The organism is Nitratidesulfovibrio sp. 1201_IL3209 (assembly GCF_036763125.1).
Classification (GTDB): Bacteria; Desulfobacterota; Desulfovibrionia; order Desulfovibrionales; family Desulfovibrionaceae; genus Cupidesulfovibrio.
Map to the genome: position 1 here is coordinate 1 of NZ_JBAIYT010000013.1, position 15,873 is coordinate 15,873.

General features: G+C 68.3%; 12 protein-coding genes and 1 pseudogene. 12 read left to right on the forward strand and 1 reads right to left on the reverse strand.

All coding sequences use genetic code 11. The annotated features are described in order from the left end of the window. A pseudogene (locus V6B97_RS07930) lies at window positions 1-77 on the reverse strand (IS1595 family transposase); the annotation flags it as partial. A 122-nt stretch (window positions 78-199) separates the two neighbouring features. Between V6B97_RS07930 and mqnB the strand changes: the two are divergent. The 12 genes from mqnB (at window position 200) to V6B97_RS07990 (ending at window position 15,739) form a co-directional block, all read left to right on the forward strand. After that, window positions 200-919 carry a futalosine hydrolase gene (gene mqnB / locus V6B97_RS07935; RefSeq protein WP_333505964.1) on the forward strand — a complete coding sequence of 240 codons (720 nt, stop codon included), beginning with the start codon at window positions 200-202 and terminating at the stop codon, window positions 917-919. Between the two features lie 94 nt (window positions 920-1,013). Then, entirely contained in the window at window positions 1,014-2,009 is a 996-nt protein-coding gene (locus V6B97_RS07940) for a polyprenyl synthetase family protein (protein ID WP_333505965.1), read from the forward strand. A gap of 83 nt (window positions 2,010-2,092) precedes the next feature. After that, window positions 2,093-4,603 carry a sensor domain-containing diguanylate cyclase gene (locus V6B97_RS07945; protein ID WP_333505966.1) on the forward strand — a complete coding sequence of 837 codons (2,511 nt, stop codon included), beginning with the start codon at window positions 2,093-2,095 and terminating at the stop codon, window positions 4,601-4,603. Window positions 4,604-4,917: 314 nt separating this feature from the next. Continuing rightward, complete coding sequence (locus V6B97_RS07950) at window positions 4,918-5,754, forward strand: phosphate ABC transporter substrate-binding protein (RefSeq protein WP_333505967.1); 837 nt, start codon at window positions 4,918-4,920, stop codon at window positions 5,752-5,754. Window positions 5,755-5,762: 8 nt separating this feature from the next. After that, window positions 5,763-6,692: a PstC family ABC transporter permease gene (locus V6B97_RS07955; RefSeq protein WP_333505968.1), complete on the forward strand. Its 930-nt coding sequence runs from the start codon at window positions 5,763-5,765 to the stop codon at window positions 6,690-6,692. Continuing rightward, on the forward strand, window positions 6,689-7,588 hold the full coding sequence (locus V6B97_RS07960) for a PstA family ABC transporter permease (protein ID WP_333505969.1): 900 nt from the start codon (window positions 6,689-6,691) through the stop codon (window positions 7,586-7,588). Before V6B97_RS07955 ends, V6B97_RS07960 begins: the two co-directional genes overlap by 4 nt. Continuing rightward, window positions 7,579-8,361, forward strand: a complete 783-nt coding sequence (locus V6B97_RS07965; RefSeq protein WP_333505970.1) for a phosphate ABC transporter ATP-binding protein — start codon at window positions 7,579-7,581, stop codon at window positions 8,359-8,361. Before V6B97_RS07960 ends, V6B97_RS07965 begins: the two co-directional genes overlap by 10 nt. Before the next feature lie 273 nt (window positions 8,362-8,634). Then, entirely contained in the window at window positions 8,635-9,024 is a 390-nt protein-coding gene (locus tag V6B97_RS07970; protein WP_333505971.1) for a RidA family protein, read from the forward strand. A 36-nt stretch (window positions 9,025-9,060) separates the two neighbouring features. Continuing rightward, the gene (locus tag V6B97_RS07975; RefSeq protein ID WP_333505972.1) at window positions 9,061-10,059 is read left to right on the forward strand and encodes a D-cysteine desulfhydrase; all 999 of its coding nucleotides are present in this window, start codon (window positions 9,061-9,063) and stop codon (window positions 10,057-10,059) included. A 226-nt stretch (window positions 10,060-10,285) separates the two neighbouring features. Continuing rightward, on the forward strand, window positions 10,286-11,686 hold the full coding sequence (locus V6B97_RS07980) for a Na+/H+ antiporter NhaC family protein (protein ID WP_333505973.1): 1,401 nt from the start codon (window positions 10,286-10,288) through the stop codon (window positions 11,684-11,686). A 254-nt stretch (window positions 11,687-11,940) separates the two neighbouring features. After that, window positions 11,941-12,612 carry a GntR family transcriptional regulator gene (locus tag V6B97_RS07985; RefSeq protein WP_333505974.1) on the forward strand — a complete coding sequence of 224 codons (672 nt, stop codon included), beginning with the start codon at window positions 11,941-11,943 and terminating at the stop codon, window positions 12,610-12,612. 103 nt (window positions 12,613-12,715) lie between these two features. Continuing rightward, window positions 12,716-15,739 carry an AIR synthase-related protein gene (locus tag V6B97_RS07990; protein WP_333505975.1) on the forward strand — a complete coding sequence of 1,008 codons (3,024 nt, stop codon included), beginning with the start codon at window positions 12,716-12,718 and terminating at the stop codon, window positions 15,737-15,739. The last annotated feature ends 134 nt before the right edge of the window (window positions 15,740-15,873 follow it).

A 15,873-nucleotide genomic window follows, 5' to 3' on the forward strand; every position in this document is an offset into this window, starting at 1 on the left:
GTGGCATCAATATCGATGCAAAAGCATTCAGCAATTTTTCCGATTTTGTAGCGGCTTAATTTGCTGTTTTTAAACATGATTCTAGCCTATCAGGGCTTGGCCTGATGGTCTAGAGCCATCCTAATTTGGAAAACAGCCCCTGGGAAACGAAACAACGACGCATCCGGCGCACCGCGCCGTTCAGGGACAGCCTTCACGCATGAGCCTTGTCATCGCCACCGCCACCACCCGTGAAATGAAGGCTGTGCTCACCGGCTTCAACGGGCGCGGCCGCGTGGGCTGCGCCCTGCCCGCGCCGGGCGAGGCCTGCCCGTCGCCCGTCAACGGGCGCAACTGTCTGCTGGTGGTCACCGGCGTGGGACCGGTCAACGCGGCCCTGTCCATGGGCCGGGTACTGGGCGCGCACCGTGGCGTGCGCGGCGTGCTGAACCTGGGCGTGGCGGGCACCTTCGACGTGCTGCGCGCCCCCCTGGGCAGCGCCGTGCTTGCCTCGGCGGAAGTCTGGCCCGAATACGGCCTGGCGGGCGACCATGGCGTGGACCCGAGGGGCATCGCCTTTCCCCAGGCCGAAGGCCCGGCGGGGCCGGTGTGGGACCGCATCGACATCGCGCCCGAGGTGCTCTCCGGCCAGTGGCACCTTTCCTTGCCCGCAGGCGCGCGCAGCGGCGTTTCGCTGACCGTGGCCGGGGTTTCCGGCACCCCCGGCCGGGCCGACGCCATGCGCCGCCGCCACGCCCCGCTCATGGAAAACATGGAGGGCTTCGCCCTGGCGCTGGCCTGCCTGCGCCACGGCCTGCCCTTTGCCGAGGCGCGCACCATGTCCAACATCGTGGGTTCGCGCGCGGCGGAGGACTGGGCCCTGGAAGGGGCGCTGGACGCCCTGGGGGTCCTGGCCCGGGAACTTTTCCTTACCGACTGACGAACCCTTTCCGGCGCGCGGACGCCCCAAACTCGCCCGGCCCAGACATTCCATAATCTGGACACGCCCGGCCGCACGCCATACGGACATTCCCATGCTGAAGCTCAAAGCCTACCTGGCCACGGAACTGCCGCGCATCAACAAGACGCTCGACGCCGAGGTGGCCGTGCTGCACCCGCTGGTGCGCCCCGTGGCCGAACACGTGCTGCGCGCGGGCGGCAAGCGGCTGCGCCCCCTGCTGACCCTGCTCACCGCACGCGTGCTGGGGGCGGAGGGCGGCGGCCTTTTCCGCAAGGGCTCCGGCCCCGACCTGTACCCGCTGGCCTGCTCGGTGGAACTGCTGCACTCGGCCACCCTGCTGCACGACGACATCCTGGACGGGGCGGACCTGCGGCGCGGCCTGCCCGCCGCGCACACCCTGTTCGGCCAGACGGAGACCGTGCTGGCCGGGGATGCGCTGCTGGCCCTGGCCAACCGCATCGTGGCCCGCTACGGCGACGCGCGGCTCACCGACACCATCGCCGAGGCCATCGTGCAGACGGCCACCGGCGAAATCGTGGAGATCGCCCACCAGCGCTCCACCGACCACGGGCACGACACCTACATCGAGATCATCACCGGCAAGACCGCGTGGATGCTGCGCGCCTCGTGCGAACTGGGCGCCCTGGCCGCGCAGGCCCCGGACGAGGCCGTGCGGGCCGCCGCGGGCTTCGGCCTGAACCTCGGCATCGCCTTCCAGATCGTGGACGACGCGCTGGACTTCGCCGCCTCGTCCAGAGACACGGGCAAGCCCGTGGGCGGCGACCTGCGCGAGGGCAAGCTGACCCCGCCGCTGATCTACTATCTTGAAACGCTGACGCCGCACGAACGCGACGCGTTCGTGACGCGCTTCCGGCAGGGAACCTTCGACGACGCCACGGTGGCCGCCGTGTCGGCGGACCTGCGGGCGCGCGGCTGCGACGCGAAGACGCGCGAACTGGCCGCCAGCTACTTGGACAAGGCATCGGCCTGCCTTGATGCATTGCCCGATACGCCGGAACGGCGTATCCTGCGGCAAAGCATCGACTACGTCCTCAATCGGGGCACGTAGCCCCGCCACATGGTTCCGGCCGCATCCGCCGACGGGTCCCGACGCAACGCGATGCTCCACGCAACCCCATACCGGAGGGGCGCATGACTGCTCCGCAGGGTCGGCACATGGCCGACGAAGAAGCCATCAACCGCTGCCTGCAACTCACCTTTCCCCCGGTCATGGTGCAACTGGTGCAGGCGCTGGTGGCGCCGTTCCCCGAATTCTCCACCATCGCCCGCATCCTGGCCATGGACCCCATGCTGGCCGCCGCCGTGCTGAACCTGGTCAACTCGCCCTACTACGGGCTGGGCACCAGGGTTTCCGACCTGCAACGCGCCGCCACGGTGCTGGGCACGCGGGAAATCCTCAAGCTGGCCCTGTCGCTGTCGTTCCAGAAGCGGGTGAGCAACGAGCTGAAGCGCCCCCAGCAGGCCATGTACCAGGACTGGCGGCTGGTGGTCTGGTCGTCCATCGCGGCGGAACAGATCGCCCTGCGGGTGCAGCCCGACACGGCCCACCTGGCCTACCTGGCCTCGCTGCTCAAGGACCTGGCCCTGTTCATGCACCTGTGCTCGACCGACGACGATCCGGTGCTGCGCGGCAAGGCCTGCATCACCAGCCTGGAGCGCAACCAGCTGTCGCTGGAAAACACCTGCTGGGGCGTGGACCACGCGGCCCTGGCCCGCAACATCATCCACCGCTGGGGCCTGCCGGAGGTCATCGCAGAGGCCATCGCCAGCCACCACGACCTGGACGGCGTGGCCCACCACCCGCCGCTGACCCAGGCAGTCATCCTGGGCACCCAGTGGGCCGACCTGCTGCACGGCCAGGTCACCCACCCCGCGCTGATCATCCAGTTCGAAATGCTGCTGCGCACCCGCCTTTCGCTGGACGAGCCGGAACTGGAAAACCTGCGCGAGGCCTGCGCCCAGCGCTTCAAGTCCATGCTGGCCCAACTGGCCATCCAAGACCGCCCGGCGGGCACCCGGCTGTACGAACAGTCGCTGGAAACCCTGCAATCCTTCTATTTTCTGGGGGCGGAACTGTCGCACGTGGCGGGCGGCCTGCCCTCGCTGGCGGCCACCCTGGGGCGGCAGTTGCGCTGGTACTGGAACGTGCAGCGCTGGGAAGTGGCCCTGCGCGTGCCCGGCAGCGAGGAATACGTGCTGTTCAGCGCCGACGAGACCACCCCCGTGCCCCGCCAGTCCGGCCCCGGCCCCTTCGCGCGGCTGCCCTGGCAGACCGGGCAGGAACGGGTGCCCCTGTCCGCCTCGGGCACCGACTGGGGCCAGCTGCGCATGGCCAAGGACGCCCTGTCCCCGCCCCGCAAGTCGGCCCTGCTGGTGTACTGCCACTTCATGGCCATGGCGCTGGAAAACTACTACCGCCAGCAGGCCGTGCTGGAGGCCAAGGCCGACACCCTGGACGCCCTGCCCCTGGGCGTGGCCCGGCTGGACCGCGAAGGGCTGCTGGTGGAGGCCAACCGGCGCTTCCTGGACTACGTGGGCCGCGACGGCCTGGCCCCCCGCACGCCGGTGCGCCCCCTGCTGTCCGAATCGCTGGGGCTGGACTTCGGCCCGGAATGGCAGGCCTTCACCGACGAGGGCGGTCCGTCGCTCATCAGCCGCCTGTTCTGCCCCACCGACGCGGCGGGCAAGCGCATGGGCGCGCCGTGCGCCTACATTTCGCTGCACCGGCGGCGCGACGCCTCGCACGACGACGTGCTGCTGCTCATCGAGGACGTGACGGAAATCTCCGACGTGGACGTGCAGAACCTGCGCCAGCGCGACTTTCTGGAGCGGCTGCTGGACTCCATGCAGGAAATCGTGCTCACCGTGGACCGCACGGGCCACGTCTCGTGGGCCTCGCGCCGCTGCGCGGGCCTGCGGGGCAAGAACCTGTTCGCGGCGTCGCGGCCCACGGCCACCTTCACCGACACCTGGGACCCGGCCTACCTGTCCGGCTCGTCCCCGGCGGCCCCGGTGGAGGCGGTGCTGGAACTGGGCGACGGCGGCATGGCCCTGTTCGAACTGGTCTTTTCCGCGCTGGATGCGCGCGAGCACGAAGGGCCGTCCTTCCTGGTGGTGGGGCGCGACCTGACCAGCATCCGCCGCCTGGAGGAAAAGGTGAAGCAGCAGGCCATGTACGATGGCCTGACCGGGCTGTTCAACCATTCGCAGTTCCACATGATCCTGGAGCGCGAGATGGAGCGCAGCCGCCGCACCGGCCGCCAGCTGGGGCTGATCTTCTTCGACCTCGACCGGTTCAAGGCCATCAACGACACCTACGGGCACCAGGCGGGCGATACCGTGCTGCGCCGCGTGGCCGCGGGCATCAGCGCGGTGGTGCGCAAGGGCATGGACTTTCCCTGCCGCTACGGCGGCGACGAGTTCGCCGTGGTGGTCACCGAGGTGTCCACCGAGGTCATGGAAAACCTTGCCCGGCGCATCCGCGAAGGGGTGGTGACCAGTTGCAAGGGGGCCGTGGACCTGAGCATGGGCCTTGCCCTGCTGGCCCCCTCGGACACGGGCGAAAGCCTGGTCCAGCGGGCGGACCGGGCCAGCTACGCCGCCAAGAAGCTGGATGGGGTCAAGGTGCGCTGGGCCGAGTAGGGGCTGTTTCTGAATTGTCTTTTCGTCCGTTGGCTTCGTCAAACTTCGCCTGCCATATCGGTCAAATACGATAAGAGTATATTCCCTCATGGCAGGCTTGTTTTCCTTGCCAACGGACGAAAATCCGAATTCAGAATCCACCCCCTAAGTTACCGACGGCAGCAACGCCTCCAGCGACCGTTTTCAGGCCGTATGCATAGTTTTCATCTATGCATGCGGCCTTCTTTTATTTGAACAGTCCATTTCGCGTAACCTGCCGGGGCTGTTAGCATCCCTTCACACATCACTGCATCCCGTCACCACAAGGAGGGTACATGCGCCGTCTTCACGCAATCCTGTCCATGCTTCTGGTTCTGGGCTTCGCCACCGTCGCCGCCGCCGCGCCGCTGGACGCCTTCGCGCCCCAATCCGGCCTCACCGGCTCCCTGGACATCGCCGGGGGCACCGCGCACATCCCGGTCATGAAGGAAGCCGCCAAGCGCATCATGACCGTGAACCCCGCCCTGCGCATCTCGGTGGCGGGGGGCGGTTCCGGCGTGGGCGTGCAGCAGGTGGGCGAAGGGCTGGTGGCCATCGGCAACACCGGCCGCCCCCTCACCGAGGCGGAAGTGCAGAAGTACGGCCTGGTGTCCTTCCCCTTCGCCATCGACGGCGTGGCCCTGGTGGCCAACCCCGCCAACCCGGTCGCCGGGCTCACCGGCAAGCAGGTGGCCGACATCTTCGCGGGCGTCGTCACCAACTGGAAGGACGTGGGCGGCAAGGACGCCCCCATCACCCTGTACACCCGCGAGGACGGCAGCGGCACCCGCGAGGTGTTCGTGGAAAAGGCCCTGAAGAAGGGTCCGCAGGCCCCCACGGCCAACGTGGTCAACTCCAACGGGGCCATGAAGACCGCCATCGCCCAGGACCCCAACGCCATCGGCTACGTGGGCATCGGCCACCTGGGCGAAACCATCAAGGGGCTGCACTTCGACGGCATGGTGCCCACGCAGGAAAACGCGGCCAGCGGCGCCTACACCGTCACCCGCAAGCTGTACATGAACACCAAGGGCCAGCCGCAGGGCCTGACCAAGGCGTTCATCGACTACGTCTTCAGCCCCGAAGGGCAGGAGATCACCAAGGCCAGCGGCTACATCCCGCTCGCCCGGTAGGACCCGTGGTGCAGGATCCGTCCGGTCCATCCGGCCCATCCGGTCCATTCGGTCCGTCCTACCCATCCGGGCGTGACGCAAACGCGCCCCCGGCGCTGCGTTGCGCCGCCGCCGTCACGGTGCTGGGCATCGCCGCCGTGTTCGGCTTCGTCACCGTGTACGCCCTGCCCGTGCTGCTGAGCGGGCAGGGCCTTGCGGTGCTGTCCTGGCGCTGGCTGCCCGCGGCCGGGCAGTTCGGCATCCTGCCCATGGTCTGCGGCTCGGTGCTGCTCTCGTGCTCGGCCCTGCTGCTGGGCTGGCCGCTGGCCCTCGGCCTGTGCGGCTGGCTGCACGGGCTCGGCCCGGCCCGGCCGGCCCGCGCCCTGCGCCAGCTGGTGCGCGGCATGGCGGCGGTGCCCACGGTGGTCTACGGCTTCGTCTCGGTGTTCCTGCTGGTGCCGCTGGTGCGGCGGGCCGGGCAGGGGTCCGGCCTGTGCTGGCTGTCCGCCGCGCTGGTGCTGGCCCTGCTGGTGCTGCCCACCATGGTGGTGATCATGGACGCCGCCCTGCGGGAGCGAGGCCGGGCGCTGCGGCTCACCGGCGCGGCGCTGGGCCTTTCACCGGCGCAGGTCTTCGCCCACGTCATGCTGCCGGGGGCGCGGCGCTGGCTGGTCACGGCCGGGGTGTTCGGCTTCGGCCGGGCCGTGGGGGACACGCTGATCCCGCTGATGCTGGCGGGCAACGCGCCCGGCGTGCCCGCATCCCCCTTCGACGCGCTGCGCACGCTCACCGCGCACATGGCCCTGGTCATGGCCACCGACGCGGGCAGCACCGCCTATCATTCGCTGTTCGCGGCGGGCGTCCTGCTGCTGGGGGTGAGCGCGGGCGTCAGCCTGGCCGTGCGCCGTCTGCGCCATGCGGACGCCGATTCCGCCCCCGACGCGGAGTGGCAACCATGACCGGGCGCGCCATGCCGCGCGAACGCGCCCTGACCGCACTGGCCTGGCTGGCCGCCCTGCTGGTGGCGGCCGTGGCCGTCATCGGCGGCGGCTACCTGCTGTGGCGCGGCGTGCCCACCCTGGGCCGCGCGCTCTTCTTCGGCGATACGCCGCCCCTGCTGGCCATGGCCGGGATGCGCCCGGTGTGGGACGGCATCTGGCCCGCCTGCGTGGGCAGCCTGTACCTGGTGGGGCTGGCCACCCTGCTGGTGCTGGGGCCGGGCGTGGGCTGCGGCATCTACCTTGCCGAATACGCCGGGCCGCGCACCCGCCGCCACCTGGGGCTGGCCGTGGAACTGCTGGCCGGGGTGCCGTCCATCGTCATGGGGCTGTTCGGGTTCACGCTCATTCTCGTGCTGCGGCGCATGTTCCTGCCGCAGGCCAACACCTGCCTGCTGCTGGCGGCGGGGTGCCTGGCCCTGCTGGTGCTGCCCCCGCTGGTGGTGTCCACCCGCGCCGCGCTGGAATCGCTGCCCCACGGGCTGCGCCTGACCGGGGCGGCCCTTGGCCTCACCCGCAGGCAAACCGTGTTCCGGGTGTTGCTGCCCGAGGCCGGGCGGGGCATCCTGGGCGGGATCATGCTGGCCATGGGCCGCGCGGCCGAGGACACGGCGGTGATCCTGCTCACCGGGGTGGTGGCCAACGCCGGGCTGCCCGCCGGGCTGCTGGCCAAGTTCGAGGCCCTGCCCTTCACCATCTACTACACAGCCGCCCAGTACCAGACCGAGGCCGAACTGGCGCGCGGCTTCGGCGCGGCGCTGGTGCTGCTGGTCCTTTCCGGCTCCATGATGCTGGGGGCCGGGGCGTTGCAGCGGGCGCTGGAAAAGTGCCGCAAGGGAGAGGACGCATGGAGCTGAGCCTGCGCGTGACCGGGTTGCGCGTGTCCTTCCATGGCCGGACGGCGGTGGAAGACGCCTCGCTGGACCTGCCCCGCACCGGGGTCACCGTGCTGCTGGGCCGTTCCGGCTCGGGCAAGACCACCTTCCTGCGCGCCCTGAACCGCCTGAACGAATGCTTTCCCGGCTGCGAGACCTCCGGTTCCATCGTGCTGTACCCGTGCGGCGCGCCCGTCAGCCCCGCCGAACCCGGCACCGGGTGCGACGTGCTGGGTCCCCACGCCCCGCCCCTGACCGAACTGCGCCGCCGGGTGGGCATGGTGTTCCAGACGCCCAACGTGCTGCCCATGAGCATCCGACGCAACCTGTTGCTGCCGCTGGAACTGGTGCGCGGGCGGCTGGACGGCGCCGAGGCGCGCATGCGGGCGGCGCTGGCCGACGTGGGCCTGTGGGACGACGTGCGCCAGCGGCTGGACCGCCCCGCCGCGCAGCTTTCCGGCGGGCAGCAGCAGCGGCTGTGCCTGGCCCGCATGCTGATCCTGGAACCGGACGTGCTGCTGCTGGACGAGCCCACCGCCTCGCTGGACGCGGCCACCACGCAGGATATCGAACGGCTGGTGCGCCGCCTGGCCGCCGCCCGCCCGGTGCTCATGGTGTCGCACAGCCTGGGGCAGGCGGCGCGCATGGCCGACCGGGTGGTGATCTTCGCGGACGGCAGGCCGCAGCGCGAATTCACCCCCGCCGAGCTTGGCGGCGACGCCGGGCGGGAAGCCCTCATGCAGGCGCTGCTGTAGCCTGTTGACCTGCGCCGATAACCCCTGCGGCACGCCCGGCAGGCAGTGCGCCCGGCCAACCCCTGAGCCCGCCGGGTATCCGTGGCGCGCACTCGGCCACGACAGTCTCTCATAAAAACCTCTTCCATTACTGCAAGATATACAACCATACGGCGGCGGCCACAGGTTTCAAGGCCGACGGCGTTGACATTTGCGAAGCGCCTCGGGTAGAGAGTTCTTGTGTTCGTATAAATGTCGACATTTATACTGTTCAAATACTCACAAGGAGATGCAATGACCCTCCTCCGCGCCATCACCACCGCCCAGGCGCCGAAAGCCATCGGGCCGTATTCGCAGGCCATCGCGATTCCGGGGCTGCTCTTCGTTTCGGGGCAACTGCCCCTCGACCCTGCAACCGGCACCATGGTCGAAGGCACGGTGGCCGCTCGCGCACACCGGGTTTTCACCAATCTGCGCGCCGTTGCCGAGGCCGCCGGCTGTACCATGGGCGATGCCATCAAGACCACGGTGTTCCTCACCGACCTTGCGGACTTCCCGGCCGTCAACGCCGTGTACGCCGAATACTTCCCGCAGCCCCATCCGGCCCGCAGCGCCGTTCAGGTCGCGGCGCTCCCTCTCGGCAGCCCGCTGGAAGCCGAAGCCATCTTCGTGCGCAGGGCCTGACCGTACCCACCCTTGCAAACACCCAAAGGAGCAATCATGAACCTCGCAATCCTGCCTCGGCGCGGCTACGTGCAGCACCCTACCCCCATCGAAGCCTGCCCCGCCTTTTCCCATGCCCTCGGCGGCAAGGTGAACATCTTCATCAAACGCGATGACCTGCTGCCTGGGTGCGCGGGCGGCAACAAGACGCGCAAGCTCGACTTTTCCATGGCAGACGCGCTGGAGCAACATGCGGACACCATCATCACCTGCGGCGCTGTGCAATCGAACCACTGCCGCCTGACACTTGCCTGGGCAGTCAAGGAAGGGTTGGACTGCCATCTCGTACTCGAAGAGCGCGTAAGCGGCAGCTACAAGCCCGAAGCTTCGGGAAACAACTTTCTGTTCAACCTGTTGGGCGTCAAAAGCATCACCGTGGTCCCCGGCGGCTCGGACATGTCGGCCGAGATGGAAAAGATAGCCGCAAGGCTGCGCGCCAGCGGACGCACCCCGTACATTATCCCCGGTGGGGCATCCAATCCCATCGGCGCGACGGGCTACGTGGCCTGCGCGCAGGAAATACTGCAACAGCTGTTCGAAACGGGGCTGGCCATCCACCACATGGTGGTGCCAAGCGGCAGCGCGGGCACTCACGCGGGCATCGCCGTCGGCATGGTGGGCAACAACGCGGGCATCCCCGTATCCGGCGTCAACGTCAGCCGCACCAAGACCGACCAGGAACTGCTGGTGCGCAGGCTGGCGCGGGCCACAGCCGCCCATGTCGGCATGAAGGGGGAATTCCCGGACGAGGCCGTGACCTGCTTTGACGGGTACGTCGGGCCGGGCTACTCGCTGCCCACCGATTCCATGGTCGAAGCGGTGAAACTGCTGGCCCGCACCGAAGGGATACTGCTCGACCCCGTGTATTCCGGCAAGGCCATGGCCGGAATGATCGATCTCGTTCGCACGGGCTACTTTGCCGAAGGGTCCAACGTGCTGTTCCTGCACACCGGCGGTTCACCGGCGTTGTACGCCTATCTTGAGACGTTCAGGTGAGTCCGGGGCGTCATGCTGCGGCATGACGCCCAACCCCGGCCGGAATCGCGCAACAGCGCAGCCGGGCAGCCATGACGGCGGGGAACGGCGTACATCGCCTCCGCGACCGTCCTTATCCCCCTGGCGACATGAAAACACGCAGCGGGGCGCATCCCCCGCCGCACGGCATGTCCCTGCGGTTCTCGCAGGGTACTGAACCCGGAATACCAACGAAGGAGCCTGCATCATGGAAAAACGTCTCGAAATGCATGGTGGGATTCTCGGAGGACTGGTTCCGCTCCTTGTTCTCATTGTCGGGCTGGTATGGCTTTCCGTGGCGGAACGCGGAGGCACGAAACCCTTCTGGGCCTGCGCGTGGCTGGCCATAACCGTCGGGCTTTTCTTCGCGCGCAACAAGGAGGAATACTGCAAGTCCATCATGCGCGGCATCGGCGACAAGACCGGCATCGTCATCATCACGGCGTGGCTGTTCGCGGGTGTGTTCGGAACGCTCATGGTCGCCGGCGGGCTTGTCGACGGCCTGTTGTGGCTGGGCATGACCACGGGTGCGCAGGGGGCGGTCTTCACCCTCATGGTCTTCTGCGCGGCCATGCTCTTCTCGCTCGGCACCGGCACAAGCACCGGCACGTGCATCGCGCTCACGCCGGTGCTGTACCCCGCCGGGCACTTCCTGGGCGCGGACCCGAGCATGCTCGGACTCGCCATCCTTTCCGGCGCGGCATTCGGCGACAACCTCGCCCCCATATCGGACACCACCATCGTCTCGGCCTATACTCAGGGGGCAACGATGAAGGATGTCGTCCGCAGCCGCTTCCCGCTGTCTATGTCCGCCGCCATCGTCGCGGGGCTGGTGTTCCTGGTGTTCGGAGGCGGCGGCGAACTGCATCCCCTTCCCGAAATACAGGCCCGCATGGACGCCACCGGCGCGACCATGCTCGTCGCCCTCGTCGTGGTGGTGGCCGCCGCCATGTCCGGCAGGCACATCATCGAATCGCTCATCTACGGCAACGTGGCCGCCGGCGCCATCGGTGTCGCCACGGGGCGCTTCTCCCTCACCGCCCTGTTCAGCATTCCCGCCAAGCGCGGTACATCGACCGGCCTCATCGAGAACGGCATCAACGGCGTGGTGGGCGCCATCATCTTCGCCGTCCTGATACTGGCGGTAACCTCGGTGCTGGTGGAAAGCGGCATCATGAAACGCATCCTGACCGTGGCCGAGACGGCGTTCGTGCGCACCGTCCGGCAGGCGGAGCTTTTCATCATCGGGGTCACGATCCTTGCTTCCATTCCCATTTCCGCCAACGCCCCCGCGGAACTTCTGGTGGGGCCTTCCCTCGTGCGTCCGCTGGGCGAAAAATTCGATCTGGCCCCGGCCCGCCGCGCCAATCTCATGGACTGCGCAGTCTGCACCATCTTCTTCACCCTGCCGTGGCACATTGTGGTGGCGGCATGGTATGCGGCGCTCGTAACCGCCGCCGACGCATACGGCATCAGCGCCCCCCCCATCAGTTCGGCGCTGTACAATCCGTATTCCTGGACGTTGCTCGGCGTGCTGCTGTTCTCTGCGCTGACCGGGTGGAACCGCAAATTCGGCGGCAACGAAGGGCTCGTGGGCGAAACGGTCTAGCCTGCCCCACCTCGCCCCCGAAAAGCATGCCGCGCGCCCCCGAACCGGGCTCGCCATGCACCCTCTCCACTGCGTCCTGTCAGGCATCGCCTCGGGGCCGGGATACTCCCGGCCCCGTTCCGTTCCGCCCACGGCAACCCGTACCCGCCGAACGGGAGAACGCGCCCGATCGAGCACCCACGTCCCCAAAGCCCTGGCTTGACCATCCACTGCGCGGGCTATATCTGCACGGAAAACAACGCGCAGGGGTACACATGCAGGGCTTCACCAAGCAGACATACTGCCATCAGGTAGCCGACTACATTAAGGAACGAATCCTTGCCGGGGAATTCACCCCAGGCGACAAAATCAACGAGGTGCTCCTGGCCGCGCGCCTCTCCATCAGCCGGGCTCCTGTCCGTGAAGCCCTGCAATTACTTGTCCAGGAGGGGCTGGTCATCTCCATCCCGCAGCGCGGCAAGTTCATCACGGCTCTGACGGCAAAAAACATCCGCGACAGCTACTTTACCGGCGGGGTACTGGAAGGGGCCGCCGCAGCCTCCACCATCAGTTCCTTCTCCGACGAAGATTTTTCGGAACTGCGCGCTGTCGTGGACGCCATGGCGGACACCGTCGCCAAGGGCGGCGACATGGACGAACTGTCGAAGCTCGACACCCGGTTCCATGGCGTCATTTTTTCCCGGACCGACAACGATCTGCTGGTGGAACTATCGCGCCGGTCCTGCCAAGGGCTCGGCAAGTTCCTGCTTTTCCGCCATTGGCGCACCACCTTTACCCCGGAGGAAGTGCACCAGCGCCACCGCGTGGTGCTCGACGCCATGCTTTCCCGCGACCCGGCGCGCATCGAACACACCCTGCGCGAGCACTATGCCGAGTCCGGCAGACGCATGGCCCAATGGGGCATCGACCAAGCCGGAAAGGATTAATCCAGGCCGGGCCCACCGTATCTTCACGTATTTGCAAAGCGCGCCGTTTGCCTTTATGGAGAGCCAACCGCCCGCCACCCCCAAACACCCTCAGGAGTCAGTCATGCTTCGGCGCATAGAAGTCGGGCTTCGGCCGCAGGTCACCGATACCGTGGGCCGCAACGTCGCCGCCAAGATCCGGGCCTCGCTGGGCCTGAACGTGGAATCCGTGCGCCTGGTCAGGGTGTTCACCGTGGATGGCCTTTCAGAGGACGCGCTGGCCCGCATGGTGGCCCAGGGCGTGCTGCACGACCCGGTGTTGCAGGACGCCGCGCTGGACCTGCTGCCCGCCCCGCAGGGCGCGGCCCCGGCCCACTGGGTGCTGGAAGTGGGCTTTCGCCCCGGCGTCACCGACAACGAGGGCCGCACCGCGCGCGACACCCTGGCCCTGGTGCTGGGCGCCGACCGCCGGTCCATCGCCGTATACACCTCGGCCCAGTTCCACGTGACCTGCGCGCCGGACGCGCCCCTTTCCCGCGCGGACATGGAACACATCGCCCGCGACCTGCTGGCCAACGAACTCATTCAGCGCTTCATGCTGAAAAGCCGCGACGAATGGGCCGCCGAACCCGGCTTCGCCCCGCAGGCCGCGCAGGTGACCGGGGCATCCAGCGACGAGGTGGCCGTCATCCCGCTGTCCACCATGGACGACGCGGCCATGCTGGCCTTCAGCCGCGAGAATACGCTGGCTTTGAGCCTGGAAGAGCTGCACGCCATCCGCGCCTACTACGCGGACCCGGCCGTGCGCGCGGACCGCGCCGCCATGGGCCTGCCCGCCGACCCCACCGACGCGGAAATCGAAGTGCTGGCCCAGACCTGGTCCGAGCACTGCAAGCACAAGATCTTTTCCGCCCGCATCGACTACGAGAACCGCGAGACCGGCCGCCGCGAGGTGGTGGACAGCCTGTACAAGACGTACATCCAGGGTTCCACCAGGGCCATCCGCCAGCGACTTGGCGAACGCGACTTCTGCCGCTCGGTGTTCAAGGACAACGCCGGGGTCATCGCCTTCAACGACACCCACGACGTGTGCATCAAGGTGGAGACCCATAACAGCCCTTCGGCGCTGGACCCCTACGGCGGCGCGCTGACCGGCATCGTGGGCGTGAACCGCGACCCCATGGGTACCGGCCTTGGCGCGGAACTCTTGTGCAACACCGACGTGTTCTGTTTTGCCTCGCCGTTCCGCGAGGGCGAACTGCCCCCCCGCCTGCTGCACCCGCGCCGGGTCATGGAAGGCGTGCGCGAAGGCGTGGAGCACGGCGGCAACAAGTCGGGCATCCCCACCGTCAACGGCTCCATCGTGTTCGACGAGCGCTACCTCGGCAAGCCGCTGGTGTACTGCGGCACCGTGGGCATGCTGCCCAGGGAAATCCACGGCCGCCCCGGCTGGTACAAGAAGGCCATGCCCGGCGACGTCATCGTCATGGCGGGCGGGCGCATCGGCAAGGACGGCATCCACGGCGCCACCTTCTCGTCCGAAGAACTGCACGAAGGCTCCCCGGCCACCGCCGTGCAGATCGGCGACCCCATCACCCAGCGCAAGATGTACGACTGCATCATGCGCGCCCGCGACATGGGCCTGTACAACGCCATCACCGACAACGGCGCGGGCGGCCTGTCCTCGTCCGTGGGCGAGATGGCCCAGGACACCGGCGGCTGCCGCCTGGACCTTTCGCGCGCCCCGCTGAAGTACGACGGTCTGCGCCCGTGGGAAATCCTGCTGTCCGAGGCCCAGGAACGCATGACCCTGGCCGTGCCGCCGGACAGGCTGGACGCCTTCCTGGCCCTGGCCAGGGAAATGGACGTGGAGATCACCCCGCTGGGCGAATTCACCGAGTCGGGCCGCTTCCACGTGGTCTACGGCGACAGGCAGGTGGCCTGCCTGGACATGGACTTCCTGCATGACGGCGTGCCCCAGATGCGGCTTTCCGCCGTGTGGGAACGCCCGGACTTCGCCCCCGCATGCGAATGCAGGCTGGACCCGGCCCCGGCCGAACAGGGTCCGCTGCTGCACGCCATGCTGGGCCGCCTGAACATTTGCAGCAAGGAATACCTGATCCGCCAGTACGACCACGAGGTGAAGGGCGGCAGCGTGGTGAAGCCCCTCGTCGGCGTGAAACGCGACGGCCCGGCCGACGCCGCCGTGGTGCGGCCCCTGCTGGGCAGCGAGGCGGGCATCGTGCTCTCGCACGGCATCTGCCCCAAGTTCAGCGACTACGACACCTACTGGATGATGGCCAACGCCATCGACGAGGCGGTGCGCAACGCCGTGGCCGTGGGCGGCGACCCCGACCGCATGGCGGGCACCGACAACTTCTGCTGGTGCGACCCGGTGCAGTCGGAAAAGACCCCCGACGGCCACTACAAGCTGGCCCAGCTGGTGCGCGCCAACCAGGCCCTAGCCCACTTCTGCCTTGCCTACGGGGTGCCCTGCGTCTCCGGCAAGGACTCCATGAAGAACGACTACTTCGGCGGCGGGGTGAAGATATCCATCCCGCCCACGGTGTTGTACTCGGTGCTGGGCGTCATGGACGACGTGAACCGGGCCGTCACCTCCGACTTCAAGCAGCCGGGCGACAAGGTGTACCTGCTGGGCGACACCTTCCGCGAACTGGGCGGCAGCGAGATAGCCGACCAGCTGAACACCGTGGGCGCGCAGGCGCCCCAGGTGGACCCCCTGTCGGCCATGGCCCGCTACCGCGCCCTGCACGGGGCCATCAACGCGGGGCTGGTCACCGCCTGCCACGACCTGTCCGACGGCGGCCTGGCCGTGGCCCTGGCCGAAATGGCCGTGGGCGGACGGCTGGGCGCGCGGTGCGACATCGCCGCCGTGCCGACCCCCGCACTGGGGGACCACATGACGGCCGCGGAACTGCTGTACGCCGAATCGGCCAGCCGCCTGCTGGTCACCGTGAAGCCGGAGAACGCCGCCGCATTCGAGGCGCGCTTCGCCGGGTCCGCCTGCGCCTGCATCGGCGAGGTGACGGCGGACGCCGTCCTGACCGTCACCGCGGCGGGCGCGCCGGTGCTGGCCGAGGGCGTGGAAGGCCTGGCCCGCTCGTTCAAGGCCACCTTCGACTGGTAATCTTCCGGAAACACACGCTTCCACCACGGGGCGGGCCGCACGGCCCGCCCCGTTTCCTTTGCCGGGCCGCATCACCGGGCGGCCCCGGCATGATTTGGTGTGGCGCAAGGCGCAAAAGCATGCCAAGATCGCGG